At 64.9% G+C, this 26342-nt stretch carries 25 protein-coding genes; 13 read left to right on the forward strand and 12 right to left on the reverse strand.

The window, feature by feature from the left end:
* Positions 1-2 precede the first annotated feature (2 nt).
* Positions 3-713 (reverse strand): GyrI-like domain-containing protein, encoded by a 711-nt coding sequence (locus XI02_RS01995; RefSeq protein ID WP_172646112.1) that lies wholly within the window; start codon positions 711-713, stop codon positions 3-5.
* Between the two features lie 185 nt (positions 714-898).
* Between XI02_RS01995 and dapF the strand changes: the two genes are divergently transcribed.
* The 3 genes from dapF to XI02_RS02010 all read left to right on the forward strand — a co-directional run bounded on the left by dapF (position 899) and on the right by XI02_RS02010 (position 4331).
* Positions 899-1789 carry a diaminopimelate epimerase gene (gene dapF, locus XI02_RS02000; RefSeq protein WP_172646111.1) on the forward strand — a complete coding sequence of 297 codons (891 nt, stop codon included), beginning with the start codon at positions 899-901 and terminating at the stop codon, positions 1787-1789.
* An 18-nt stretch (positions 1790-1807) separates the two neighbouring features.
* Positions 1808-3082 carry a tRNA (N(6)-L-threonylcarbamoyladenosine(37)-C(2))-methylthiotransferase MtaB gene (gene mtaB / locus XI02_RS02005; protein ID WP_172646110.1) on the forward strand — a complete coding sequence of 425 codons (1275 nt, stop codon included), beginning with the start codon at positions 1808-1810 and terminating at the stop codon, positions 3080-3082.
* A 184-nt stretch (positions 3083-3266) separates the two neighbouring features.
* The gene (locus XI02_RS02010; protein ID WP_011084514.1) at positions 3267-4331 is read left to right on the forward strand and encodes an IS630-like element ISRj1 family transposase; all 1065 of its coding nucleotides are present in this window, start codon (positions 3267-3269) and stop codon (positions 4329-4331) included.
* Between the two features lie 183 nt (positions 4332-4514).
* Here the strand turns inward: XI02_RS02010 and XI02_RS02015 are convergent, their stop codons facing one another.
* Both XI02_RS02015 and XI02_RS02020 read right to left on the reverse strand, forming a co-directional pair.
* The gene (locus tag XI02_RS02015) at positions 4515-5654 is read right to left on the reverse strand and encodes a DUF2336 domain-containing protein (protein WP_172646109.1); all 1140 of its coding nucleotides are present in this window, start codon (positions 5652-5654) and stop codon (positions 4515-4517) included.
* A 105-nt stretch (positions 5655-5759) separates the two neighbouring features.
* Positions 5760-6461, reverse strand: a complete 702-nt coding sequence (locus XI02_RS02020; RefSeq protein WP_026192094.1) for an RluA family pseudouridine synthase — start codon at positions 6459-6461, stop codon at positions 5760-5762.
* Between the two features lie 49 nt (positions 6462-6510).
* Here XI02_RS02020 and ftsY point away from each other — a divergent pair, with 49 nt between their 5' ends.
* Both ftsY and XI02_RS02030 read left to right on the forward strand, forming a co-directional pair.
* A complete protein-coding gene (gene ftsY / locus XI02_RS02025) occupies positions 6511-7455 on the forward strand; it encodes a signal recognition particle-docking protein FtsY (RefSeq protein ID WP_016845066.1) in 945 nt (314 codons plus the stop codon).
* Positions 7455-8057 carry a septation protein A gene (locus XI02_RS02030; RefSeq protein ID WP_069277274.1) on the forward strand — a complete coding sequence of 201 codons (603 nt, stop codon included), beginning with the start codon at positions 7455-7457 and terminating at the stop codon, positions 8055-8057. The genes ftsY and XI02_RS02030 overlap by 1 nt, the downstream gene beginning before the upstream one ends.
* A gap of 177 nt (positions 8058-8234) precedes the next feature.
* On the opposite strand, the gene XI02_RS02035 is transcribed toward XI02_RS02030, so the two are convergent.
* From XI02_RS02035 to ccmA, 6 genes are all read right to left on the reverse strand, one after another.
* Entirely contained in the window at positions 8235-8609 is a 375-nt protein-coding gene (locus tag XI02_RS02035; protein WP_069277275.1) for a helix-hairpin-helix domain-containing protein, read from the reverse strand.
* A gap of 175 nt (positions 8610-8784) precedes the next feature.
* A complete protein-coding gene (locus XI02_RS02040) occupies positions 8785-9378 on the reverse strand; it encodes a DsbE family thiol:disulfide interchange protein (protein WP_069277276.1) in 594 nt (197 codons plus the stop codon).
* Positions 9375-9554 carry a heme exporter protein CcmD gene (gene ccmD / locus XI02_RS02045; RefSeq protein WP_172646108.1) on the reverse strand — a complete coding sequence of 60 codons (180 nt, stop codon included), beginning with the start codon at positions 9552-9554 and terminating at the stop codon, positions 9375-9377. The genes XI02_RS02040 and ccmD overlap by 4 nt, the downstream gene beginning before the upstream one ends.
* A gap of 4 nt (positions 9555-9558) precedes the next feature.
* The gene (locus XI02_RS02050; RefSeq protein WP_172646107.1) at positions 9559-10359 is read right to left on the reverse strand and encodes a heme ABC transporter permease; all 801 of its coding nucleotides are present in this window, start codon (positions 10357-10359) and stop codon (positions 9559-9561) included.
* A 75-nt stretch (positions 10360-10434) separates the two neighbouring features.
* A complete protein-coding gene (gene ccmB / locus XI02_RS02055; RefSeq protein ID WP_018269392.1) occupies positions 10435-11103 on the reverse strand; it encodes a heme exporter protein CcmB in 669 nt (222 codons plus the stop codon).
* Positions 11100-11702 (reverse strand): heme ABC exporter ATP-binding protein CcmA, encoded by a 603-nt coding sequence (gene ccmA / locus XI02_RS02060; RefSeq protein ID WP_069277279.1) that lies wholly within the window; start codon positions 11700-11702, stop codon positions 11100-11102. The genes ccmB and ccmA overlap by 4 nt, the downstream gene beginning before the upstream one ends.
* Before the next feature lie 240 nt (positions 11703-11942).
* Between ccmA and acnA the strand changes: the two genes are divergently transcribed.
* From acnA to XI02_RS02075, 3 genes are all read left to right on the forward strand, one after another.
* Positions 11943-14663 (forward strand): aconitate hydratase AcnA, encoded by a 2721-nt coding sequence (acnA, locus tag XI02_RS02065; RefSeq protein ID WP_172646106.1) that lies wholly within the window; start codon positions 11943-11945, stop codon positions 14661-14663.
* 161 nt (positions 14664-14824) lie between these two features.
* Complete coding sequence (locus XI02_RS02070; RefSeq protein ID WP_016845075.1) at positions 14825-15586, forward strand: thioredoxin family protein; 762 nt, start codon at positions 14825-14827, stop codon at positions 15584-15586.
* A gap of 541 nt (positions 15587-16127) precedes the next feature.
* Positions 16128-16499 (forward strand): DUF2794 domain-containing protein, encoded by a 372-nt coding sequence (locus XI02_RS02075; RefSeq protein ID WP_016845076.1) that lies wholly within the window; start codon positions 16128-16130, stop codon positions 16497-16499.
* 231 nt (positions 16500-16730) lie between these two features.
* Here the strand turns inward: XI02_RS02075 and XI02_RS02080 are convergent, their stop codons facing one another.
* The 3 genes from XI02_RS02080 to XI02_RS02090 all read right to left on the reverse strand — a co-directional run bounded on the left by XI02_RS02080 (position 16731) and on the right by XI02_RS02090 (position 21060).
* Positions 16731-17522 carry a Bax inhibitor-1/YccA family protein gene (locus XI02_RS02080; RefSeq protein WP_021078796.1) on the reverse strand — a complete coding sequence of 264 codons (792 nt, stop codon included), beginning with the start codon at positions 17520-17522 and terminating at the stop codon, positions 16731-16733.
* A gap of 234 nt (positions 17523-17756) precedes the next feature.
* The gene (locus tag XI02_RS02085; RefSeq protein ID WP_172646105.1) at positions 17757-20327 is read right to left on the reverse strand and encodes an ABC transporter permease; all 2571 of its coding nucleotides are present in this window, start codon (positions 20325-20327) and stop codon (positions 17757-17759) included.
* A gap of 13 nt (positions 20328-20340) precedes the next feature.
* The gene (locus tag XI02_RS02090; protein WP_069277322.1) at positions 20341-21060 is read right to left on the reverse strand and encodes an ABC transporter ATP-binding protein; all 720 of its coding nucleotides are present in this window, start codon (positions 21058-21060) and stop codon (positions 20341-20343) included.
* A 55-nt stretch (positions 21061-21115) separates the two neighbouring features.
* Between XI02_RS02090 and XI02_RS02095 the strand changes: the two genes are divergently transcribed.
* From XI02_RS02095 to sucC, 5 genes are all read left to right on the forward strand, one after another.
* Entirely contained in the window at positions 21116-21775 is a 660-nt protein-coding gene (locus XI02_RS02095) for an arylesterase (protein ID WP_026192096.1), read from the forward strand.
* 166 nt (positions 21776-21941) lie between these two features.
* The gene (gene thpR, locus XI02_RS02100) at positions 21942-22478 is read left to right on the forward strand and encodes an RNA 2',3'-cyclic phosphodiesterase (protein WP_016845082.1); all 537 of its coding nucleotides are present in this window, start codon (positions 21942-21944) and stop codon (positions 22476-22478) included.
* A gap of 151 nt (positions 22479-22629) precedes the next feature.
* Positions 22630-23817: a cell division protein ZapE gene (gene zapE, locus XI02_RS02105; RefSeq protein ID WP_194483361.1), complete on the forward strand. Its 1188-nt coding sequence runs from the start codon at positions 22630-22632 to the stop codon at positions 23815-23817.
* A gap of 197 nt (positions 23818-24014) precedes the next feature.
* Entirely contained in the window at positions 24015-24983 is a 969-nt protein-coding gene (gene mdh, locus XI02_RS02110; protein WP_016845084.1) for a malate dehydrogenase, read from the forward strand.
* Between the two features lie 161 nt (positions 24984-25144).
* Positions 25145-26341 carry an ADP-forming succinate--CoA ligase subunit beta gene (gene sucC, locus XI02_RS02115; protein ID WP_016845085.1) on the forward strand — a complete coding sequence of 399 codons (1197 nt, stop codon included), beginning with the start codon at positions 25145-25147 and terminating at the stop codon, positions 26339-26341.
* Position 26342 lies beyond the last annotated feature (1 nt).

A 26342-nucleotide genomic window follows, 5' to 3' on the forward strand; every position in this document is an offset into this window, starting at 1 on the left:
GCTCACTTCAGGGGTACGTAGACGTTGATCACAAGCTTGTCCTCCGCGGTCTTCAGCGGATCGGTGATGTATTCCTCGATAAAGGTGTCCTTGGCTTCGAGCTTCTTGTCGTCGAGGTGATTGGTGATCGCCTCATAGGTGTTGTCCATGTTGTCGTAGGAACCGCGATGGACGAACTTCAGCGCCTTGCCGTCAGGCGAATTGCCCATGCTCATGTTCTTGCCGAGGTTCTTGACGTCCTGATCGACCGGGATCTCGGCGATGAAGGTGAAGCCGGTGTCGTCGGTCGAGGTATAGACGATCATCGGATTGCCCGATGCCTTGACGCCGTCCTTGTCGAGCAGCGCGGTGAGCTGCTTGAACGCCTCGATCAGAGCGTCGAAGGCGGAATCCCAATTGGCCGTGCCCTTCAGCATCACGACCTTCTTCGGCTCCAGCGTGAACGGCTCGCCGAAGGGATCGGCGGTCTGCACCGGGGCGGCCGGCGCCGGCGTCGGGGTCTGCGCTGCGGCCGGGCTGTCGGCCGGCGACTTGGTCTCGGCCGGCGGGGGCACCGGCGTCGCCGACGGTGCAGGCGCCGGGGTTGGGCTCGGGCTCGCCGCGGGAGCGGGCGAGGCTGACGGCGACTGGGCGGGGGCCGGGCTTGCCAGTGCGATCGCGGCCAAGGGCAGCAGCGCGACCAGGGCCGCGCGGAGCGTGTTGATACGGTTCATTGGTTATTCTCCATCCCCTGCCTCAAACGGCCGCTCGATCTGTCCCGGCGCGCGCGGTCCGCGAGGTGCGATATTCCTAACACGCAAGTTCTGCATTCGTCCCATGACAGATGTGTCATGGGGCTATTCAGGCTGGCTAACGGGCCATCACTCGCCATATAACCGGGCAGAATTTGGGAAAATCGATGAGCGCGCTCGCCAATCACGCATTCGCCAAGATGAACGGCATCGGCAACGAGATCGTCGTCGTCGACCTGCGCGATTCCGAGGCGGCACAGGGTCGGGCGCAGGTGTCGGCGGCGGAGGCGCGCGCGGTGGCTTCGCCGGCCGGCGGCGTGCCCTACGACCAGCTGATGGTGCTGCAGCCGCCGCGGCTCGACGGCACCGAAGCGTTCATCTCGATCTACAACAATGACGGCTCGGAAGCCGGGGCCTGCGGCAACGGCATGCGTTGCGTGGTGCGGCGGATCTTCGAGAAGACCGGCCAGACATCAGCGACGTTCCAGACCCGCGCCGGCCTGCTCAATTGCTGGCAGGGGCCGGCGCCCGATCTCTACACCGTCGACATGGGCGCGCCGAAGTTCGGCTGGCAGGACATTCCGCTGGCCGAGGAATTCCGTGACACCCGCTACATCGAGCTGCAGGTCGGGCCGATCGACAATCCGGTGCTGCATTCGCCCTCGGTGGTCTCGATGGGCAATCCGCATGCGATCTTCTGGGTCGATGACGTCAATGCCTACGACCTCGAGCGTTTCGGGCCGCTGCTGGAAAACCATCCGATCTTCCCGGAGCGCGCCAACATCACGCTGGCCCGCATCGTCGATCGCGACCGCATCACGATCCGCACCTGGGAGCGCGGCGCCGGTCTCACCAAAGCGTGCGGCTCGGCGGCGTGCGCGACGGCGGTCGCGGCGGCGCGGCTGAAGCGTGCCAACCGCAGCGTCGAGATCACGCTGCCCGGCGGCAAGCTCGGCATCGAGTGGCGCGAGCGCGACGATCACGTGCTGATGACCGGCACCGCCGATTTCGAATATGAGGGCCGCTTCGATCCGGCGCTGTTCGCCAGCGTCGCTTGATCGGGCGTGAGATTGGTTATGGGCGTCGATGTCGTCACCTTTGGCTGCCGCCTCAACGCATTCGAATCTGAGGTGATTCGTCGCGAGGCGGAGCAGGCGGGGCTTACTGATGCCATCGTCATCAACAGTTGCGCCGTCACCAACGAGGCGGTGGCGCAGGCGCGGCAGTCGATCCGCAAGCTGAAACGCGAACGCCCGCATGCGCGCATCGTCGTCACCGGCTGTGCGGCGCAGACGCAAAGCCAGATGTTCGCTGACATGGCCGAGGTCGATCGCGTCGTCGGCAATGACGAGAAGATGCGCGGCGACGCCTGGCAGGCGACGCGCGCTGCGTTCGAGGCGCCGTTCGGCACCGACGCGAGCGAAAAGGTCGCGGTCGCCGACATCATGGCGGTGACCGAGATGGCGCCGCATCTGCTCGACGGCTTCGAGCGAGGCCTGCCGCGGGTGTTCGTGCAGGTGCAGAACGGCTGCGATCATCGCTGCACCTTCTGCATCATCCCCTACGGCCGCGGCAATTCGCGCTCGGTGCCGATGGGCGCGGTGGTCGATCAGGTCCGCGCGCTGGTCGAGCGCGGCCATGCCGAGATCGTGCTGACCGGCGTCGATCTCACGAGCTATGGCGCCGACCTGCCGGGCGCGCCGAAACTCGGCCAGTTGACCCGGCAGATCCTGCGTCATGTGCCCGAGCTGAAGCGGCTGCGTATCTCGTCGATCGATTCGATCGAGGCGGATCGCGACCTGCTCGATGTCATCGCCGACGATGCGCGGCTGATGCCGCATCTGCATCTCTCATTGCAATCCGGCGACGACATGATCCTCAAGCGAATGAAGCGCCGGCATTCACGCCGGGACGCGATCGATTTCTGCGCGCAGGTTCGCCGGCTGCGGCCGGACATCGCTCTCGGCGCCGACATCATCGCGGGCTTCCCGACCGAGTCTGAAGAGATGTTTGCGCGCTCGCTCGACCTGGTCGAAGAATGCGATCTCACCTTCCTGCACGTGTTTCCCTATTCGCGGCGTCCGGGCACGCCGGCCGCGCGGATGCCGCAGGTCGAGGGCGGCGCGATCAAGGAGCGCGCCAGGCAGCTGCGCACGGCAGGCGAAGCCGCGTTGCTGCGCCGGCTTGATGCGGAAGTCGGCGCGACGCGCGAGGTGCTGATCGAGAGCGGCACGCAGGGCCGCACCGAGCACTTCCTGCCGGTCGCGATCGATGATGATGTGCCCGGCGCGGTGCGGCGGCTTGTCGTGACGGGCCATGACGGCGCGCGCCTCGTTGCACAGGATCGCTGAGACGCTCACTCCGACTCCATCTCCGTCATCCTAGCAAGTCAAGACGCGCTGGATCGGACAGATCATGTCGCCAGAGCGCAGGTATGAGTCAGTAGGTATCACTCACCGGTCGTGCTATATATTCGCTGTCGTCCCGGCCTAGTACCCACTTTTCTTGGAACGTGAGTCGTGATTCAAGGTCGGGATGATACCCGAAGCAAGAGAAGTCCACCTTTCGAGGAAAGATCGCAAGGTGCTTGAGGCGTGCTGTCGCTCACCGGTGACGTTGCAGCGCGATTTGAAGCGGGCGCGGATAGTTCTGTTGGCGGCGGATGGGCGCAGCACCCGGTCGATCGCCAAGGAAGTTGGGGTCCAGCCGCGGATTGTCAGCCTTTGGCGGCATCGCTATGCCGACCATGGCCTTGAAGGGCTGCAAGACAAGCCGCGGCCTGGCAAGCAGCCGATTTATACGAAGACGACCGACAAGCGGATTCTGAAGCTGCTGGATAAGCCGCCACCGCAAGGGTTTGCGCGCTGGACCGGCCCCCTGCTGGCCGAGGCGCTGGGCGATGTCGATGTCCAATATGTCTGGCGGTTCCTGCGCAGCCACAAGATTGACCTGGTGGCTCGCAAGTCCTGGTGCGAGAGCAACGACCCGAACTTTACGGCCAAAGCCGCCGATGTTGTCGGCCTCTATGTCGCGCCGCCGGCGAAGGCCATTGTGCTGTGCGTGGACGAGAAGCCCTCGATCCAGGCTTTGGAGCGAGCGCAGGGTTATCTGAAGTTGCCCAATGGCCGCGCCTTAACCGGCCAAAGCCACGATTACAAGCGGCATGGCACCACAACATTGTTTGCGGCGCTCGAAGTCGCCACCGGAAAGATCATCGCGACCCATTCAAAACGCCGGCGCCGCGTCGAGTTTCTCGATTTCATGAACAGCGTCACCGCGACTTTTCCGAACCGCAAGCTTCACGTCATCCTCGACAACCTCAACACCCATAAAAAGAACGAGGACTGGCTCAAGGCCCACCCCAACGTGCAATTTCATTTCACGCCGACAAGTGCGTCATGGCTCAATCAGGTCGAAGTATGGTTTTCCATCTTGCAGGGGCAGTCGCTCAGCGGCACCTCCTTCACGAGCCTCAAGCAGCTTCAGGAACACATCGATGCCTACGTCAACGCATACAACGACAGAGCCGAGCCCTTCGTCTGGACCAAGAAAAAGGTCCGGCAACGCCGTTTCAAAGGCCGCCGTATCACTCAGCTCTGATTCCGGGTACTAGTGCGCAATTGCGCACTAGGCCGGGACGACGGTGGAGTGTGCGGAGAAAGTCGCGCGACGAATCGGTGTCGCTGCTGGAATGCTGGACCATCCGCATGCGCGGGTGGTGGCACCGAATACTTTGCTTGACCGGTCAATTCGGAATCGGTCGCGACATTGCGCGCGAGATCATCAACGACTGCGATGGCCGGGCTTTGCCGGTTGTGACGCGCGGACCTGCCAGAACCGCAGCAGGCGGTCGGCGTTGGCGTGCGTCAATCGTGTGAACTGGCTCCTGGCGTTGGCGAGCTCGACCGGCCCCATCGATCCGGTCGAATAGCGGCATTCCATCACCGCGGCCGTCGTCTCCCAGCTGAGCCCCGCGACCCGGCAGGGCACCAGCAGACCTTCGCTACGGAGGCTTTGCATCAGGGGACGGATCACCTCGATGCTTGCATGCGCAAGGTCGGCCAGCGCAACGATGGTTTCTTCATACATCCGCTGTCTGGCGAGGCCGAGCAGGGCGGCCTCGTTGAGATCGCCGGCGTCCTTCAGCTTTGCGATGTGACGCCTGGCCGCGGCGAAGTCGCGAACCCGGGCCATGTCGCGCTCGACGCCGGCGGCGACCGCTGCGATCGCATTGCGGATTTCCTCGAACAGATGTGCCGGCGCGCGTTCCAGCAGACGGGCGCGAACCTCTTCCGTTGCGTCGTGCAGCAGCTGAAGACGGAGCTCCGAGGGCAGATCGGCGCGGATCCCGGTCTGCACCGCAAGCACCGGATCGTGCTCGGCCTGCGCGAGGATGACGGCAAATCCGCCCGGCGATACTTTGGCGCCGGGATTGCTGACAAGGCGGTGGCTCACGCTCGCAAAGCGGCGCGCCAGAAGCGCGTCGGTGACGACCTCCTTCAGCCACCAGCGGCCGGCGACGGCGAGCAGATGCTGCTCGCTCTTGGTCCGTGCGATCTCGACGAGGTCGTCCGCGCTGAGCCGCGACGATTCCTGCAGGATCGGCCGCGCGATCCTGATCTCGTCATTGCTGGCGAGGCGGCGAATGATCGCGGGCGGTGCCTGGGCGACCGGTGCGAGCTGTTCGCTGATGTCGGTGAGTGCCATCCGGGCGCTGATGTCGGCGAGGGCGCGCAACTCGATGGTCTTCACCAGACGCTCGAGCACGTTGTCGAACAACTCGATCTGTTCGCTGTTGAACTTGCCGGCGGATGCGAGGAAAAGGCTGGTGACGCGCCTTGCTGTGGCCAGGCATTTATCGGCGGAGCCTGCGCGTATCGCAGCCTCGACCTCGTCGACAATTGCTTGCCCTTCATTCAGCATTGCTCGTCCTGAGCCGTCGCGGCGCGCTTTTTCTAAGCCGCCTGCAGGACTATCCGATGGGCCTGAATGTTCCGTAAAGGATAATTGTCCGTAAAATCACGGAGGCTACTGCCCGTTCCAGCCGCAGGCCTTGAGCCGCTCCCGCATGTGTTCGGGCGCCGGCGCGACCACATGCACCGGGTCCTTGTTCCTGGAGATCGGGATGCCGATCTCGCGGGAATGCAGATGCAAGGTCGGCTCGCCGAAGCGCGGACCGTTGCCATAGATATTGTCGCCGACGATCGGCCAGCCCATCGCCGCCGAGTGCACCCGCAGCTGATGGGTGCGGCCGGTGACCGGCTCCATCGCGAGCCAGGTGAGGCCGTCGCCACGCCCCAGCACCTTCCAGTTGGTGATCGCCTTCTGGCCATCCGGGTCCGGCTTCTGCCACCAGCCGCGCTCGGCATTGAGCCGGCCGAGCGGCATGTCGATGGTGCCTTCATCCTCGGCGGGGCCGCCCTCGACCACGGTCCAATAGGTCTTCGAGATCTTGCTGTGCTTGAACAACAGCCCGAGCGAGGCGGTCGCCTTGCGGTGGCGTCCCAGGACGAGGCAGCCGGACGTGTCCTTGTCCAGCCGATGCGCCAGCACCGGCGGCCGCGGCAGGCCGAACCGCAGCGCGTCGAACGAGGCTTCCAGATTGGGGCCGCCCTTGGGACCGCGATGCACCGGCAGGCCGGCCGGCTTGTCGATCACCAGCATCAGCCCGTCGCGGTGGAGCACCCGGCCCAGGATTTCTTCCGCAGTCAATTGGGGAACATCGATCAATTCGTCGAGACTTTCGTTTGGAGTGCGAAACGGCTAACACAGCCGCGCCATGAACGATACCACTGCGGGAACTCCAAAACAGAGCTGGTGGCAGCGGCTGAAGGGCGGCCTGAAGCGGACCTCGAGTTCGATCGGGACCGCGGTCGCCGACCTCGTCACCAAGCGCAAGCTCGATTCGGCCATGCTCGACGACATCGAGGATGTTCTGCTGCGCGCCGACCTCGGCACCGATGTCGCGGTCCGCATTGCCGAGGCGGTCGGCAAGGGCCGCTACGACAAGGCGATCTCCGCCGACGAGGTCAAGGACGTCGTCGCGACCGAGGTCGAGAAGGTGCTGGCGCCGGTGGCGAAGCCGCTCGAGATCGATGCCGGAAAAAAGCCGTTCGTCGTCCTGGTGGTCGGCGTCAACGGCTCCGGCAAGACCACGACGATCGGCAAGCTGGCGGCGAAATTCTCCGCCGAGGGTCGCAAGGTCATGCTGGCCGCCGGCGACACCTTCCGCGCCGCGGCGATCGAGCAGCTCAAGGTCTGGGGCGAGCGCACCAAGTCGCCGGTGATATCAGGCGCCCAGGGCTCCGATTCGGCGAGCCTTGCCTTCAGCGCGCTGACCGCGGCCAAGGAGCAGGCGCGCGACGTGCTGCTGATCGACACCGCCGGACGTCTGCAGAACAAGTCCGAGCTGATGAACGAGCTCGAGAAGGTCGTGCGCGTCATCAGGAAGGTCGATGCGTCGGCGCCGCACGCGGTGCTGCTCGTGCTTGACGCCACGGTGGGACAAAATGCGTTGTCGCAAGTCGAGGCATTTCATCGTACGGCAGGCGTCACGGGGCTCGTGATGACCAAGCTTGACGGCACGGCGCGCGGCGGCATCCTTGTCGCGCTGTCGGAGAAGCACAAGCTGCCGGTGCATTTCATCGGCGTCGGCGAAGGCGTCGAGGACCTCGCGCCCTTCGCGGCGAAGGATTTTGCCAAGGCAATTGCTGGAATCGATTGATGGACAAGACCCAGCCGCATCCGTTGTTCAAGCTGGCGACCGAACTCGGGCCGCTGCTCGTGTTCTTTATCGCCAACGCGAAGTACCACCTGTTCGTCGCGACCGGCGCGTTCATGGTGGCGATCGTGGCCGCAATGATCGCATCCTATGTGGTGACCAGGCACGTGCCGATCATGGCGCTGGTGACCGGCGCGATCGTGCTGGTGTTCGGGACGCTGACGCTGGTGCTGCACGACGAGACCTTCATCAAGGTCAAGCCGACCATCATCTATGGCTTGTTCGCGGCCGTGCTCGGCGGCGGGCTCTTCTTCGGCCGGTCCTTCATCGCCATCATGTTCGACCAGGTGTTCAACCTGACGCCGCAGGGCTGGCGCATCCTCACCATGCGCTGGGCGCTGTTCTTCGCCGGCATGGCGGTTCTCAACGAGCTGGTCTGGCGCACGCAGACCACGGACTTCTGGGTGAACTTCAAGGTGTTCGGCGTGACGCCGCTGACCATGATCTTCGCCATCGCCCAGATGCCCCTGACCAAGCGCTATCACCTCGAGCCGGTCTCGCTGGAGGCGAGCGAGGCCGACGCGGGCGACGTGCGGAAGGGGTGATCAGCACTCTGCTCCCTCGCCCCGCTCTGCGGGGAGAGGGTTGGGGTGAGCGGTCTCTCCACGGATAGGCTCGGAGTTTGTGACAAACACCGTCCAAAGCCCCTCACCCGAAATTCCCGCTTCGCGCGAATTTCGACCTCTCCCCGTAAAGAACGGGGAGAGGTGAAGTGAGCCGCCTCAGCTCTTCTGCTTGGCGACGATCTTGTCCTTGATCTTGTCGTAGGTCGCCTGCGGCAGGATGTTCTTCTGCACCAGTTCATCCTTGCCCTTGTAGGGGCGGCCCTTGATGATCGCGGCCGAATAGGCCTTGCCGACGCCCGGCAGCGCGTCGAGCTGGTCGGTGCTGGCGCTGTTGATGTCGAGCAGGTCGTCCTTCGCCATTCCCGTCGTCTTCAACTCAGGGGTGGCGGCCTTCGGGGCGGGAGCCATCTTGCTCTCGGACTTCGCGGCGGGCGCAGCCGGCTGCGGAGTCTGGGCCATCGACGGCGACGCCGTGATCATGCCGAGCGTGAGTGCGGTGGCGAGAAGTGAAGCGAGCGTGGTCTTGCGCATATGTCCCCTCCAGAGGAACGTTGATGTCAACGCCACTGAGTTGGGGGTGCGTTCATGGCGTTGCCGTGGCCGCGAAATGAACCGCAGATAAACGTGTCGAAGTATTATGCCGCAGGTGTTTTCTCGCGTTATTCATGCGCGATTCAGGTTCGCGAGTCACGGCATGCCGACGCGATTACTTGTTCGCGCGCAGCGCCTTCTCGATCTCGGCCTTGAGCACGCTGTTGACGTTGTCCGGGGTCACCGGGCCGACCAGCTTGTAGACGATGGTGCCCTCGCGCCCGACCAGGAAGGTCTCGGGCACGCCATAGACGCCCCATTCGATCGAGGCGCGGCCGTTGCCGTCGACGCCGACGATGCCGAATGGATTGCCGTAGCGGCCGAGGAAGCGCCGGGCATTCTCGGGCGAGTCCTTGTAGTTGATGCCGATGATCTGGAAGCGCTTGTCGCGGCCGAGCTCGGTCAGCAGCGGCGCCTCGTCGTGACACGGCACGCACCACGACGCCCAGACATTGACGACCGAGACCTTGCCCTTGAAGGCGGCGGGATCGAGACCGGGGACCGGCGCGCCGTCCCGCACCAGGCCGTCGAGCGCGGGCAGCGCGGTCTGCGGCGCCGGCCGGCCGATCAGCGCCGACGGGATTTTCGAGGGATCGCCGCCATAGAGCCGCAGCAGGAACAGCCCGGCGAGGCCGAGGAAGATCACCAGCGGCAGCACTACCAGCAGGCGGCGGGCTTGCGGCGGGCTGTTGGTCGCCTGATCGCTCATCTTATATCCGCTGCGCTGCGGCCGGAGCGGCGCGTCACGCCGCTGGCCTCGATCTCCCTGAGACGCGACTGTTGCCGGCGATAGTCGGCGATGATCCAGACGATCAGCAGCAGCACGACCGCCGCGACCAGCACGTAGGACGTCACGATGAAGGAGGCGTAGGGACCAAGCGCCATCGTATCACGCCGCTCCAATTTCGTTTGACGCGGTTCCTTGCGAACCGCCGCTCACCTCGCTCGTGAACGAGACGCGGCTCGCCTGCATCATCTGCAGGTTGCGCACGCGGCGGCGCAGGATCTCGTTGCGCATCGCCGCCAGGTGCAAGGTGATGAACAGCAGCGAGAACGCGATCGCCATCACCAGCAGCGGCCATAGGAACGCCTTGTCGAGCGTCGGCCCGCCGGCGCGAAACACCGAGGCCGGCTGATGCAGCGTGTTCCACCAGTCGACCGAGAACTTGATGATCGGGATGTTGATCGCGCCCACCAGCGTGAGCACCGCCGCCGCCCGCGCCGCACGCGACGGGTCATCCACCGCGCGCCACAGCGCCATCAGGCCGAGATACATCAGGAACAGGATCAAGACCGAGGTCAGGCGCGCATCCCATTCCCAATAGGTGCCCCACATCGGCCGGCCCCACAGCGAGCCGGTGACGAGCGCAAGGAAGGTGAAGGCGGCGCCGATCGGAGCGGCGGCCTTCGCGGCGACGTCAGCGAGCGGATGCCGCCACACCAAGGTGCCGAGCGCGGCCACGCTCATGACGCCCCAGACGAACATCGACAGCCACGCATTCGGCACGTGGATGAACATGATCTTCACCGTGGCGCCCTGCTGGTAGTCGTCGGGCGCCATCGCCGACTGGTAGAGCCCGATCGCGAGCAGGATCGCGGTCACGCCCGCGAGCCACGGCAGGATGCGCGCGGTCAGCGCCAGAAACTTGGTCGGATTGGCGAGGTCGGTCAGCGTCGCGGTCAGCTTCATGGCACCCTGATAGTCGTCCGATGTGTCGCAGGCAATTGGCCGATTTCCTCTCGGCGAGATTTGATCGGGCTCATTTCAGTCCAGCCCGTGCCGCAGGCTCGCGGCGGCGGCAAAGGGGCCGATCACGAGGCTGGCAAGCGACAGCGCGCAGAGGATCGAGAACGGTGTTCCAAAGGGCAAAGGCCCCGATATCGCCGCCTGCGAGGCCGCAACCCCGAAGATCAGCACCGGGATCGACAGCGGCAGCACCAGCACCGCCAGCAATAGCCCGCCGCGATGCAGCGTCACGGCCAATGCCGCGCCGATCATGCCGGTGAAAGTCAGCGCCGGTGTTCCCGCCAGCAGCGTCGCGGCGACCGCGAGCGTCGCGGTGCCGTCGAGATTGAGCAGCAGGCCGAGCACCGGGGTTGCGACGATCAGCGGCAGGCCGGCGGCGATCCAGTGTGCCAGTGCCTTGGCGGCGCAGGCGAGTTCCAGCGGCGTCCGGCTCATCACGATGAGGTCGAGCGAGCCGTCCTCGTGGTCGGCCGTGAACAGCCGGTCGAGCGTGAGCAGGCTCGCCAGCAGTGCGCCGAGCCAGAGGATGGCGGGGCCGAGCCGCGACAGCAGCGCGAGATCCGGTCCGACCGCGAACGGCATCAGCACCGTGACGGTGAGGAAGAACAGCACGCCGATCAGCGCGCCGCCGCCGACGCGCAGCGCGATGCGGATGTCGCGGCGGATCAAGGCGCCAAGCGCGCTCATGCCGCGCCTCCCATCCGCAGATCGCGCGCATCGATGCCGAGCGGCAGATGCGTCGCCGCGACGATCAGGCCGCCGCCGGCGAGATGGCCGCGCATCAGGTCGACGAACAGCGCCTGTCCGGCCGCATCGAGTGCCGATGTCGGCTCGTCCAGCAGCCACACCGGCCGCCGCACCGAGAGCAGGCGCGCGATCGACAGGCGGCGGCGCTGGCCGGCGGAAAGATAGGCCGCCGGCAGGTGCGCGGCGTGGTCGAGCGCCACCGCGGCAAGGCAGTGGCCGGCGTCCTCGGTCTCGCCGCCGAGGAATTCCCGCCAGAAGGACAGATTTTCCGCAACGCTCAGCGCCGGCTTCAGGGCGTCGCGGTGGCCGAGATAGTGGGCCTGCTCGGGCAGGCTGAGCTCGGCGTCGCCGCCTTCGAGCGCGACCACACCCTCGGCGGGAACCAATAGCCCGGCGAGGACGCGCAGCAGCGAGGTCTTGCCGGCGCCGTTGGGGCCGGTGATGGCGAGCGCCTCGCCGGCCGTGGCCGACAGATCGAGGCCGGCAAACACCTCGCGTCCGCCGCGCACGCATTTCAGATTTCGTCCCGAGAGCCGCATGGTTCGTCTTGTCACAGCCCTCTGAAATCTTTCGCTACCGCGTGAGAATTTTTGGGTCGCGCAACGCTGTCGCACGCTTGTCGGTGTGGCGGTGCTTCTAGAAAGGTTCTATAAGCCCGGAACTTGATGCAGCACACACAATCGGCGGCCGCAACCCACCCCAGGCCATCCCTTGGCCAGTGCCGATCGCCGGTGTTTAGTTACCCTTGCCGGGTATAACTGAGAATTGGGATTCCTCGCATGACCTCGCTCGACAGCTTCAAATGCCGCAAGACCCTGAAGGTCGGCGGCAAGTCCTACGTCTATTACAGCCTGCCCCAGGCAGAGAAGAACGGACTGAAGGGGATTTCGAAGCTGCCGTATTCGATGAAGGTTCTGCTGGAGAACCTGCTGCGCAACGAGGACGGCCGCACCGTCAAGAAGGAAGACATCGTTGCGGTGTCGAAGTGGCTGAAGAAGCGCCAGCTCGAGCACGAAATCGCGTTCCGCCCGGCGCGCGTCCTGATGCAGGATTTCACCGGCGTCCCGGCCGTGGTCGACCTCGCGGCGATGCGCAACGCGATGCAGAACCTCGGCGGCGATGCCGAGAAGATCAACCCGCTGGTGCCGGTCGATCTCGTCATCGACCACTCGGTGATCGTCAACTTCTTCGGTGACAACAAGGCGTTCGCGAAGAACGTCACCGAGGAATACAAGCAGAACCAGGAGCGCTACGAGTTCCTGAAGTGGGGCCAGAAGGCGTTCTCGAACTTCTCGGTGGTGCCGCCCGGCACCGGCATCTGCCACCAGGTCAATCTCGAATATCTCGCGCAGACGGTGTGGACCAAGAAGGAGAAGATGACGGTCGGCCGGAAGACCGGCACCTTCGAGGTCGCCTATCCCGACTCGCTGGTCGGCACCGACTCGCACACCACGATGGTGAACGGCCTCGCCGTGCTCGGCTGGGGCGTCGGCGGCATCGAGGCGGAGGCCTGCATGCTCGGCCAGCCGCTGTCGATGCTGCTGCCGGAAGTGGTCGGCTTCAAGCTCAAGGGCCAGCTCAAGGAAGGCGTCACCGCCACCGACCTCGTGCTGACCGTCACCCAGATGCTGCGCAAGCTCGGCGTGGTCGGCAAGTTCGTGGAGTTCTTCGGCCCGGGCCTCGATTATCTCTCGGTCGCGGACAAGGCGACCATCGGCAACATGGCGCCCGAATACGGCGCGACCTGCGGCTTCTTCCCGGTCGATGCCGCGACCATCGATTACCTGAAGACCTCTGGCCGCAAGGCCGATCGCGTCAAGCTGGTGCAGGCCTATGCCAAGGCGCAGGGCCTGTTCCGCACCGCCAAGTCGGCCGATCCGGTGTTCACCACCACGCTGACGCTCGACCTCGGCGACGTCGTGCCGTCGATGGCCGGCCCGAAGCGCCCCGAGGGCCGCATCGCGCTGCCGGCGGTGTCGACCGGTTTCGCGACCGCGCTGGTCGGCGAATACAAGAAGCCCGAGGGCGAGCAGAAGCGCTATGCGGTCGAGGGCCGTGATTTTGATCTCGGCCATGGCGACGTCGTCATCGCGGCGATCACCTCCTGCACCAACACCTCCAATCCGAGCGTGCTGATCGGCGCCGGCCTCTTGGCGCGCAAGGCCGCCGCCAAGGGCCTCAAGGCCAAGCCGTGGGTGAAGACCTCGCTCGCGCCGGGCAGCCAGGTGGTGGCGGAGTATCTCGCCAACTCCGGCCTGCAGGCCGATCTCGACAAGGTCGGCTTCAACCTGGTCGGCTTCGGCTGCACCACCTGTATCGGCAATTCCGGCCCGCTGCCCGAAGATATCTCGAAGTCGATCAATGAAAACGGCATCGTCGCCGCCGCCGTGCTGTCGGGCAACCGCAACTTCGAAGGCCGCGTCTCGCCCGACGTGCAGGCGAACTACCTCGCTTCGCCGCCGCTCGTCGTCGCGCATGCGCTCGCCGGCACCGTGACCAAGGATCTCGCAGTCGAGCCGCTCGGCATCGGCAAGGACGGCAAGCCGGTGTTCCTCAAGGACATCTGGCCGACCGCCAAGGAGATCAACGCCTTCATGAAGAAGTACGTCACCGCGACGATCTTCAAGAAGAAGTACGCCGACGTGTTCAAGGGCGATACCAACTGGCGCAAGATCAAGACCACGGAAAGCGAGACCTATCGCTGGAACATGAGCTCGACCTATGTGCAGAACCCGCCCTACTTCGAGGGCATGAAGAAGCAGCCCGACCCGGTCACCGACGTGGTCGATGCACGGATCCTCGCGATGTTCGGCGACAAGATCACCACCGACCACATCTCGCCGGCCGGTTCGATCAAGCTGACCTCGCCCGCCGGCAAGTTCCTCAGCGAGCACCAGGTGCGCCCCGCCGACTTCAACCAGTACGGCACGCGGCGTGGCAACCATGAAGTGATGATGCGCGGCACCTTCGCCAACATCCGCATCAAGAACTTCATGCTGAAGGGTGCCGACGGCAATATTCCGGAAGGCGGTTTGACCAAGCACTGGCCCGACGGCGAGCAGATGTCGATCTACGACGCCGCGATGAAGTACCAGGCGGAAGGCGTGCCGTTGGTGGTGTTCGCCGGCGCCGAATACGGCAACGGCTCGTCGCGCGACTGGGCCGCGAAGGGCACGCGCCTGCTCGGCGTCCGGGCGGTGATCTGCCAGAGCTTCGAGCGCATCCATCGCTCCAACCTGGTCGGCATGGGTGTGCTTCCGCTCACCTTCCAGGACGGCACGTCGTGGTCCTCGCTCGGCCTCAAGGGCGACGAAAAGGTCACGATCCGCGGGCTGCAAGGCGATTTGAAGCCGCGCCAGACGCTGACGGCCGAAATCGTCTCCGCCGACGGCGGCAAGAAGGATGTCCCGCTGCTCTGCCGCATCGATACGCTGGACGAGCTCGATTACTATCGCAACGGCGGCATCCTGCATTATGTGCTGCGCAAACTCGCGGCCTAACGCGGATTTGTGATCGGTGCCTCACCGCTTAGTGAGTAGCGACTAAAAAGAAGGCGGCCTATGAAAAGGCCGCTTTCTCGCGTTTTGGGGCACGCAAGTTCAGGGACAGACTTCATGCTCCGTACAATTACGGATGGAAATCATCACGACTGGTTCGCAGTATGACAGCGATGATGGCCTATAACTGTATCTCGCGATGGTCGAGCGCCCTTGGTATCTGCGCAATCGTCGCGATCATCCGCCCCGCCCACGCCGATCCGCGTGCCGTCGTCGAACTCTTCACCTCGCAGGGATGCTCGTCCTGTCCGCCCGCGGACAAGATCATCGGTGACCTCGCGAAGGACCCCAACGTCATCGCGCTGAGCATGCCGATCGACTATTGGGATTATCTCGGCTGGAAGGACACGCTGGCCGATTCCCGTTTCAGCGCGCGCCAGAAGGCCTATTCACATGTGCGCGGCGATCGCGACGTCTACACGCCGCAGGCCGTGATCAACGGCTCCGCGCATGTGATCGGCAGCGATCGCGCCAGTATCGAGGACGCCATCAAGAGCACCGAAAGGAGCGGCAGCGTGATGTCGGTGCCGGTGACGATGACGCTGACCGGCAAGCAGATCAACGTGTCGGTCGCCGCATCGAAGTCACCCGCAGTGTCGCGCGGCGAGGTCTGGATCTGCTCGATCTCGAAGTCGGTGCCGATCTCGATCGCGCGCGGCGAGAACCGCGGCCGCGAGATCACCTACCACAACGTGGTGCGCAATCTCCTCAAGGTCGGTGACTGGAACGGTTCGTCCGGGAGCTGGACCGTGCCGCTGGAGAACATCACGCGTGACGGCGTCGATGCTGCGGCGGTGTACGTCCAGGACGGCAACCGCGAGAAGCCGGGCCCGATGCTCGGCGCTGCCTTCACCTCGCTTCACTAGCGCCTCGCTGCGGTCAAGCGCGGTGCGCCGGCTTCCGCCCGTCGCGTCGTTGGACCGCACGCATGTTGTCGTGCAGCCGCGCATGGCGACGAACGTGCATCCAGTGATTTGCCGAAAGGAAGGCGCCGGGGCTTTGCGCGCGTCTCGCTTGCACAGGTCCCAAAAACAAAAAGGACCAACTTTCGTTGGCCCAGTGTTGGGATTTGACTCCCCTGCGAACAGGCCCGATCCCGACGGCCCCGGGGGGCTGGGGGCTGAGGAATCCGGAACCGAAAGGACCGGGCCAACGCAGGATTTCCTTTTCGCAGGGCAGCGGGGCGGGCGATGGGCGGAAGTGGGGCAGCAATATGATTCCGCTAACGTTCCCGTGACTCTGCGGTTTTCCGGACAATCCGCCGCGCGCGGCGGTGGTTAAGGCCCGGTTGCATTGCGATTGGCCCCTTGCGGGCCCCCTCGCTTAGCGCGATCATGTCACTCTCGTGACGAGCCCGAAGAGGGGCCTTCGGAACCCGATCGTCACCGAGGTGACAGGAGGCGCTCGATGAGTTTGATTTCGGAGGACACTGATCCGAGCGGGAGTCGTGCCGCGGCGCGCACCGCCGCCGCGACTCCTCAGCCCAACCGCGTGACTTTCGATCGACTTGAGCTCAACCGCATTCTCAATCTCTACGGCCGCATGGTCGCCGACGGCGAGTGGCGCGACTATGCGATCGACTTCCTGAAGGACCGTGCCGTGTTCTCGGTGTTCCGGCGCGCGTCGGAAGTGCCGATCTACCGGATCGAGAAGGACCCCCGGCTTGCGCGCAAGCAGGGCATGTACAGCGTGATTTCCGCGACCGGCCTGATCCTGCGCCGCGGCCATGAACTCGAACGCGTGCTGCTTGTGATCGACCGCAAGCTGTCGCTGGTGTAGGGATTTCTCGTAGCCCGGATGAGCGAAGCGACATCCGGGAGGGTCTCACCACCCGGGTACAACTTCCCCGGATATCGCTTCGCTCATCCGGGCTACAAATGCCGAAGCCATGGATGAACTTGCCCCGGATTTCGCTGCGCTTCATCCGGGCTACGCCACATCTCGCCTCGCCCAAAAGAAAAGCCCCGGCGGGATGGCCGGGGCTTGGATTTGATGGCTCGCTCGAGGCGCTTAGTCGCGCTGGCCGAGCAGCTGCAGGAGCAGCGTGAACAGGTTGATGAAGTTCAGGTAGAGCGACAGCGCACCCGTAATTGCCGCACGCTCTGCCATCACGCCACCCTGCGAGGCGTAGCCGTAGATGTAGTCGTTCTTCAGCCGCTGGGTGTCCCAGGCGGTGAGGCCCGCGAACACCAGCACGCCGACCACCGACACGATGAACTGCAGCGCCGAGCTCGCCAGGAACAGGTTGACCAGGCTCGCGATGATGATGCCGATCAGACCCATGAACAGGAACGAGCCCATGCCGCTCATGTCACGCTTGGTGGTGTAGCCGTAGAGGCTCAGCGCACCGAACGTCGCCGCGGTGATGAAGAACACGCGCACGATCGAGGTGTGCGTGTACACCAGGAAGATCGACGACAGCGACAGACCCATCAGCGCCGAGAACACCCAGAACAGGAGTTGGGCGGTCGCGGGCTGCAGGCGGTTGATGCCGGCCGAGATGACGAACACCATCGCCAGAGGGGCGAGGATGAACAGCCACTTCAGCGGGCTCACGAACATCGCGTAGCCGAACTGCGTCAGATAGGCGTTGCCGAACTTGGCGACGGCGGCCGACTGGTCGGTCGTCACCGCACCCATGTAGACGCCGAGCGCGGCGAGGCCGGTGATGGCCAGGCCGATGCTCATGTAGTTGTAGATGCGCAGCATGTAGGCGCGCAGACCGGCGTCGACGGCCGCAGCGTCAATGCGCCCGGCGGCCCGGCCGAAAGGAGAAGCGTAGTTGCGGTCTAGGTCCGACATGGTCGAATTCCCGTGGTTGGTCCCGGTGGAGCGCAAGGGATTTGCGGCGCCGGTCGTAAATCTATCTCAGATGGCTCGGTTTGCGGAACATTAATTCCGTGTCATTCAAACCGACTATCCGACCCGATTGGTATGTGGGAAATTAACACATCCGACGCAAGCTTCCACGCGCGGCCGAATGTCGCTCTGCCCTAGCATCATAGGCAAAAACGGCGCTCGCGCCGCTACATTTTGTCACAAATTCCGCAACACTGAGGCCGGCTTCTGGTTTAGCGCGAGCAGCGTCCCGGCGAGCCCCAGTCCGACCGTGACGACCAGCGCGGCGACCACGACCAGCGCGGCGCTGCCGGCCTGCCAGATAAAACTCAGCGTCATCAGCCGCGTCACGATCAGCCAGGCCGCGATCGAGCCGGCGATCACCCCGAACACGGCGGTTGCAAAACCGATCATCAGATACTCCAGCGCGTAGGCGCCGAGCAATCGCACCCGCGTCGCGCCGAGCGTCTTGAGAATCACGGCGTCATAGACGCGGTGGCGGTGTCCGGCCGCGAGCGCGCCGCCGAGCACCAGGATCGCCGAGATCAGCGTCACGGCGCTGGCGCCGCGGATCGCCAGCACCAGATTGCTGACCACGCTGCCGACCGTCTCCAGCGCCTCGCGGACCCGCACGCTGGTCACCATCGGGAACGCGTCGGCGACCTGCTTGATGATGCGCGCATCGTCCGCGGAATCGGCGTGTGGTTCCGTCAGGGTCGCGACATGGCTGTGCGGCGCGCCCTTGAAGGCATTCGGCGAGAAAACCAGCACGAAATTGATGCCGAGGCCCTGCCAGTCGATGTTGCGCAAGTTGGCGATCTTCGCCGGCACGTCGCGGCCGAGCACGTTGACGACGATCTCGTCGCCGATCTTCAGGGACAGGCCGTCGGCGATCTTCTTCTCCATCGAGACCAGCGGGGGGCCGCTGTAGTCCGGCCCCCACCATTCGCCCTCGACGATCTTCGAGCCCTTGGGAATTTCGCCGGTATAGGTCAGGCCGCGGTCGCTCTGCAGCACCCATTCCGAATCGACTGACGGCTTCAGCTGGTCGGCCTTGACGCCGCGCGCGGCCACGATGCGCCCGCGCAGCATCGGAACGTCCTCGACGGTCGAGCGGGCGGCGATCTTGGCCAGGAAGGCATTGAAGCGGTCGGCTTCGGTGGAGGGGATGTCGATGAAGAAGAACGACGGCGCCCGCTCCGGCAGCGCGGCCAGGAACTGCCGGCGCAGATTGCCGTCGATCTGGGTGATGGTGACGAGCACCGCGAGCCCGAGCCCCAGCGACAGCACCACCGACGGCGTCAGCGCGCCCGGCCGGTGGATGTTGGCGATCGCGAGCCGCAGCATGGTCATGCGGCTGCGCGGCAGCCGCCGCGCCACCGCCATCAGGAGCTCGGCGATTCCGCGCAACAGCAGGAACACCGCGATCGACGAGGCGACGAACACGGCGGCGACCCGCTTGTCATAGGCAAGCCCGATCGCGACGCCGATCAGGAGCGCGATCACCACGGCCATCAGCGCCAGATAGCTCCAGCGCGGGCGATGCCACTCGCTGGTGACGGTCTCGCGGAACAGCGCTGCGACCGGCACGTCATGAACGCGGCCGAGCGGCCACAGCCCGAATGCCAGCGCGGTGAGCTGGCCGTAGAGGAAGGACAGCGCGAGCTCGTCGGGATGCAGCGCGGGCACCACCGGCAGCGGCAGCAGCTTGCCGAACAGGCCGACGATGACGAAGGGCAGCGCGGCGCCGAGCACGAGCCCGATCACCGAGCCGATCCCGGCCAGCACCACCACCTGCGTGCAGTAGATCGTGAAGACGTCGCGGCCGGTGGCGCCGAGCGCCTTGAACGAAGCGATGACGTCGCGGCGCCGGTCGATGTGGCTCTTCACCGCGTTGGCGACGCCGACACCGCCGACCAGCAGCGCCGCGAGGCCGACCAGGGTCAGGAATTGGGTGAAGCGGTTGATGGTGCGCTCGAGCTGCGGTGAGGCATTGCTGCGGCTGCGGACCTCCCAGCCGGCCTCCGGCGCGGCGCTGCGCGCGCCGTCGATCAGCGCGGTGGTGGCGCGATCGTCATTGGCGCCGTCGGGCAGTTTCACCCGGTAGATCCAGCGCACCAGGCTGCCCGGTTGCAGCAGGTCGGTGGCGTGCAGGCTGGCTTCGCTGATCAGGAAGCGCGGCCCGAGGCCGACGCCGCCGGCGAGCTTGTCGGGCTCGGCCACCACCACGCTGCGGATCTGGTAGGTCGCGCTGCCGATGGTGACGCGGTCGCCGAGCTTCAGGTCGAGCCGCGCCAGCAACGTCGAATCGGCGGCCGCGCCATAGGCGCCGTCGCGTTCGGCGAGCAGTTCGGCGACCGGCATGTTCGGCTCGAGCGTCAGCTCGCCGAGCATCGGATATTTGTTGTCGACGGCCTTGAGCTCGACCAGCGCCAGCTTGCCGTCATTGCTGCGCGCCATCGCGCGGAGCGTGGCCGCGATCGAAACCTCGCCCCGCGTGCGCAGATAGGCGACCTCGTCGGGCTTGGCCTCGCGCGAGATCAGCGAGAACGCGGCATCGCCGCCGAGCAGCGTGCGTCCTTCGCGCGAAAGGCCGTCGCCGAGGCTGGCGGCGACCGAGCCGACGCCGGCAATCGCCATCACGCCGAGCGCGATGCAGGCGATGAACACGTAGAAGCCGCGCAGGCCGCCACGCAGTTCGCGCAGCGCATAACGGAAGGCAAGCGACGACGCGCGGCCCTGCAGCGCGACTTCGGACGCGATGCTCATGTGGTGGCAAAGCTCATGTAGTTGATTGTCCGTCGATGCGGCCGGAGCGCAGCCGCACGACGCGGTCGCAGCGCTGCGCGAGCGCGAGATCGTGCGTCACCAGCACCAGCGTCATGCCGCGCTCGGCGTGCTTGGTGAACAACAGGTCGACGATCTGCTTGCCCGTCGTCTCGTCGAGATTCCCGGTCGGCTCGTCGGCAACGAGGATCGCTGGATCGGGCGCGAGCGCGCGCGCGATCGCGACGCGCTGCTGCTCGCCGCCGGAGAGTTGCGTCGGATAGTGATGCAGGCGCTCGCCGAGCCCGACCGATTGCAGCTCCTGCGCGGCGCGCGTGGCGGCATCGGGATTGCCGGCGAGCTCGAGCGGCACCGCGACATTCTCCAGCGCCGTCATGGTCGGGATCAGGTGGAACGACTGGAAGACGATGCCGACCTGGCGGCCGCGGAAGCGCGCCAGCGCATCTTCATCGAGGGCATTGAACGAGGTGCCGTTGACGACCACTTCTCCACTGTCAGGACGTTCGAGCCCCGCCATCACCATCAGCAAGGTCGACTTGCCCGAGCCCGACGGGCCGATCAGGCCGATGGCCTCACCCGCCGCCACACGAAGGCTGATATCTTTGAGGATATGGACCCGTGCCGCGCCGGTGCCGAGCGAGAGATTGACGTTGCTGACGGCAATGGTGTCCGGCTCGACGTCGGTCAGTGAAGAGGATTCGATGAGACTGTCCATGGTTCGGTCATATGGCACTTCCGCGGCTGCGGTCGAGGGCCGGTTGAGAATCTTCGTGCACATACTCGTGTTGCTTATGGGCTTGATGACGGCGGCCAGCGCGCAGACGCCTGGATTGGAAAATGGCCCGGAGAAAGGACCGGCGAAGCCGATCAAGATGGTGGTACTGGGCGATTCCCTGAGCGCCGGGTACGGCCTCCCGGGCCCGGCGGCGTTCCCGATCCGGCTGCAAAAGGCGTTGGAAGCCAAGGGGATAAAGGTCGAGATGACCAATGCCGGGGTGTCCGGGGACACCGCCTCGGGCGGCCGCGAGCGGCTCGACTGGTCGGTGCCTGATGGAACCGATGCCGTGATCATCGAGCTCGGTGCCAACGATGCCTTGCGCGGCATCGATCCCGCCGTCACGCGTGCCGCGCTGTCCGACATCATCACAAAGTTGCAGGCGCGCAAGATCGCCGTGCTCTTGTGCGGCATGCTCGCGCCACCGAACTATGGCAGTGAGTATGCAGCGAAGTTCAACGCGATCTATCCGGATCTCTCGAAGGCCCTTGGCGTGCCGCTCTATCCGTTCTTCCTCGACGGCGTTGCTGCTAATCCGAAGATCAATCAGGCCGACGGCATGCATCCGACGGCGGAGGGTGTGGACATCGTTGTGAAAAATATCCTGCCCACAGTGGAGGCATTTCTCGGCGCAATATCAGGGCAACGCAGTTGAAGCGCAGGCAGTGAGCCGTGTCGTGTCCGTAGGTTTACGAGCTGTTAACGGGTCATGCTTCGCAGAGTCACATATCTCGGGTACAAATAGGCATCGGTGATTCGTCGCCGGGCTGTTACAGGGTGCGGGCTCCCAAAACTCGCGCCAAGCATCGAGGATTATTGCGATGCCGCGTCTGTTCACCGGACTGGAAATTCCGGCCGAGATCGGCCAAACCCTCTCCAGCTTGCGTGGCGGCCTTCCCGGCGCGCGCTGGATCGATCCCGAAAATTATCACGTCACTCTGCGCTTCATCGGCGATATCGATGGCATCTGGGCCAACGAGATCGCGTCGATGCTGTTTCGGGTGAACCGCAAGCCGTTCGAGGTCAAACTGCAAGGCCTGTCGAGCTTCGGCGGACGCAAGCCGCGCGCGGTGGTTGCCGCCGTCGAGCCGAGCCGGCCGCTGATAGAACTGCAGGCGGAGCTCGAGCGGATGATGCAGCGGATGGGGCTCGATCCCGAGGGCAGAAAATTCACGCCACATGTCACGCTCGCGCGTTTGCATGACGCTTCGAGCCAGGACGTCGCGGATTATCTGTCCGTGCGCGGCTACTTCCCGAGCCGCACTTTCATGGCGGACCGCTTCGTGCTGTTCTCGTCGCGCGCGTCGACAGGCGGCGGCCCCTATGTGGTCGAGGATTCCTACGCGCTCTGCGCGTGAGGTCCCTTGAGATCGCGGCTTGAGACACCCGACGTGGCTCATGCGGCCGGCCGTGGTATGCAGGGGTTCGCGCTTGCATACCTGCCTGCATAGCCACCGGCACAATTCACGGCTTGCAATTTGCCGCGCACTAGGGCCGTAAGGTGGGCTCATGCTGTCCACCTCGCCCAGTTCCTTTCTCGAGCACTACAAGTCCCTGGTCGCCTCCGGCGCGATCGAGGCCGATCCCGCGCAGGCCCGCGCCGCCGAGGCGTTCGGCGCGCTGGATGAGCGGCTCGCGAGCTACAAGCCGCAGCGCAAGCAAGGCCTGTTCGGGCGGCTGTTCGGCGGCGACAAGGATGACAAGCCGCCGCGCGGGCTCTACGTCCACGGCGAGGTCGGCCGCGGCAAGACCATGCTGATGGATCTGTTCTTCCAGCAGAGCCCGGTCGAACACAAGCGCCGCGCGCACTTCCACGAATTCATGGCCGAGGCGCATGAGCGCATCTACGGCTACCGTCAGCAGATCGCGCGCGGCGAGATCGCCGATGGCGACGTGATCGCGCTCACCGCGCAGGCGATCTTCGACGAAGCCTGGCTGCTCTGCTTCGACGAATTTCACGTCACCGACATCGCGGATGCGATGATCCTCGGCCGGCTGTTCGCAAAGCTGTTCGATCTCGGCACCGTCGTGGTCGCGACGTCGAACGTTGCGCCTGACGATCTCTACAAGGGTGGGCTCAATCGCGCGCTGTTCCTGCCGTTCATTGCGCAGATATCCGACCACATGGACGTGTTGCGGCTCGATGCGCGCACCGACTTCCGGCTGGAGAAACTCGTCGGCGTCAAGATGTGGCTGGTGCCCGCAGATGACGCGGCCGATGCCGCGCTCAACGCGGCCTGGCGCAAGATGACCGGCAATGCGCCGTGCAAGGCGCGCCTCATTCCGATCAAGGGACGCATCCTGAACGTGCCCTGCTCGGCGCACGGCGTCGCGCGCTTCAGCTTCATGGACATCTGCGAGAAGCCGCTGGCCGCGTCCGACTATCTCAGGCTCGCGCACGACTACCACACGATCCTGATCGACCACATTCCGGTGATGGATTACGCCGAGCGCAATGCCGCCAAGCGCTTCATCTCGCTGATCGACACGCTCTATGACAATGCCGTGAAGCTGATGGCCTCGGCCGAGGCCGATCCGGTGTCGCTGTACCTTGCGACCGACGGCGTCGAGGCGATGGAGTTCAGGCGCACGTCCTCGCGCCTGATCGAGATGAGCTCGGAATCCTACCTGGCGCTGCCGCACGGCCGGAAGGACTCCTCGGCGAGCGGCGCGTCGACCGGCCTGGTCGAGACCTGAAATTCCGTCTTGCGCGCGGTCCGGTTCGGAGCAACTTTTCGTGTCTCCGGGGCGGATGTTGCTGGCATGCCTGATCGAATTCCAGGCAGGGCCTGCAATCGGGCAGGCCGCGACTTGAATGGATCATTCGAAAGGGATAACCACCCTCGCAACCGACTTCCCTCCCTCCCGTACACAGTTCAAAGGACTGATTTCCCATGGCACGCGACAAGATTGCTCTGATTGGCTCCGGACAGATCGGCGGAACGCTGGCGCACCTCGTCGGCCTCAAGGAACTCGGAGACGTCGTGCTGTTCGATATTGCCGAGGGCGTGCCGCAGGGCAAAGCGCTCGACATTGCGCAGTCGTCGCCGGTCGACGGTTTCGATTCCAATCTGGTCGGCGCCAATTCCTATGAAGCGCTCGACGGCGCCAAGGTCTGCATCGTCACCGCCGGCGTGCCGCGCAAGCCCGGCATGAGCCGCGACGATCTCCTCTCCATCAACCTCAAGGTCATGGAGCAGGTCGGCGCCGGCATCAAGAAGTACGCGCCCGACGCGTTCGTCATCTGCATCACCAACCCGCTCGACGCCATGGTGTGGGCGCTGCAGAAGGCCTCGGGCCTGCCGCACAAGAAGGTGGTCGGCATGGCCGGCGTGCTCGACTCCGCGCGTTTCCGCTATTTCCTGGCCGACGAATTCAACGTCTCGGTCGAGGACGTCACCGCTTTCGTGCTGGGCGGCCATGGCGACACCATGGTGCCGCTGACCCGCTACTCGACCGTCGCCGGCATTCCGCTGCCCGACCTCGTCAAGATGGGCTGGACCTCGCAGGCGCGCATCGATGAGATCGTCGACCGCACCCGCAACGGCGGCGCCGAGATCGTCAACCTGCTCAAGACCGGCTCCGCCTTCTACGCGCCGGCGGCGTCCGCGATCGCGATGGCCGAGAGCTACCTGAAGGACAAGAAGCGCGTGCTGCCCTGCGCCGCCTATCTCAACGGCGAGTACGGCGTGAAGGACATGTATGTCGGCGTGCCGGTCGTGGTCGGCGCCAAGGGTGTCGAGCGCATCGTCGAGATCGAACTGGCGGGCAAGGACCGCGAGGCTTTCGACAAGTCGGTCGGTGCGGTGCAGGGCCTGGTCGACGCCTGCAAGAAGATCGCGCCCGATCTGCTCGGCAAGTAATCTCGAATGGCAATGACCCGATAGGCGATTTCAATCGTCTATCGGGTGCAAGGCGATGAAATTCCGGCGGATTTTTTAGTTGCGCGAGCTTTGGTATATGGTATGCCAGTCGCAAGGCTGACGTAAAAGGTCGCCGCACGAGGGTTTGGGAGCGTCTTTCCATGAATATCCATGAATACCAGGCCAAGGCTTTGCTGCATGAATTCGGCGTGCCGATCTCGCGCGGCGTGCCGGTGCTGAAGCCGGAAGAGGCCGACGCGGCGGCCAAGCAGCTGCCCGGCCCGATCTGGGTGGTGAAGAGCCAGATCCATGCCGGCGGCCGCGGCAAGGGCAAGTTCAAGGAAGCATCGGCCGGCGACAAGGGCGGCGTCCGCATCGCCAAGTCGGCCGCCGAGGTCGCCGAGTTCGCCAAGCAGATGCTCGGCGCGACGCTGGTCACGGTGCAGACCGGTCCGCACGGCAAGCAGGTCAACCGCCTCTACATCGAGGAAGGCTCCGACATCGACAAGGAGTTCTACCTCTCGATCCTGGTCAATCGCGAGACCTCCGAAGTCTCCTTCGTGGTTTCGACCGAGGGTGGCGTCAACATCGAGGAGGTCGCGCATTCGACCCCGGAGAAGATCGTCTCCTTCTCGGTCGATCCCGCGACCGGCATCATGCCGCATCACGGCCGCACCGTCGCCGAGGCGTTGAAGCTGAAGGGCGATCTCGCCAAGCAGGCCGAGAAGCTGACCAGTCAGCTCTATGCCGCCTTCGTCGCCAAGGACATGGCGATGCTCGAAATCAATCCGCTCGTCGTCACCAAGCAGGGCCAGCTCCGCGTGCTCGACGCCAAGGTGTCGTTCGACAGCAACGCGCTGTACCGCCATCCCGACGTCGTCGCGCTGCGCGACGAGACCGAGGAAGACGCCAAGGAGATCGAGGCGTCGAAATACGACCTCAACTATGTCGCGCTCGACGGCACGATCGGCTGCATGGTCAACGGCGCCGGCCTCGCCATGGCGACCATGGACATCATCAAGCTGTACGGCATGGAGCCGGCGAACTTCCTCGATGTCGGCGGCGGCGCCAGCGTCGAGAAGGTCGCGGCCGCGTTCAAGATCATCACTGCCGATCCGAACGTGAAGGGCATCCTGGTCAACATCTTCGGCGGCATCATGAAGTGCGACGTGATCGCCGAGGGCGTGGTCGCCGCGGTGAAGCAGGTCGGCCTCAAGGTGCCGCTGGTGGTGCGCCTCGAAGGCACCAATGTCGAGCAGGGCAAGAAGATCATCCGCGAGAGCGGCCTCAACGTCCTGCCCGCCGACAACCTCGATGACGCTGCACAGAAGATCGTGAAAGCCGTCAAGGGAGGCTAAC

It is taken from the genome of Bradyrhizobium sp. CCBAU 21365 (assembly GCF_015291305.1).
Classification (GTDB): Bacteria; Pseudomonadota; Alphaproteobacteria; order Rhizobiales; family Xanthobacteraceae; genus Bradyrhizobium; species Bradyrhizobium elkanii.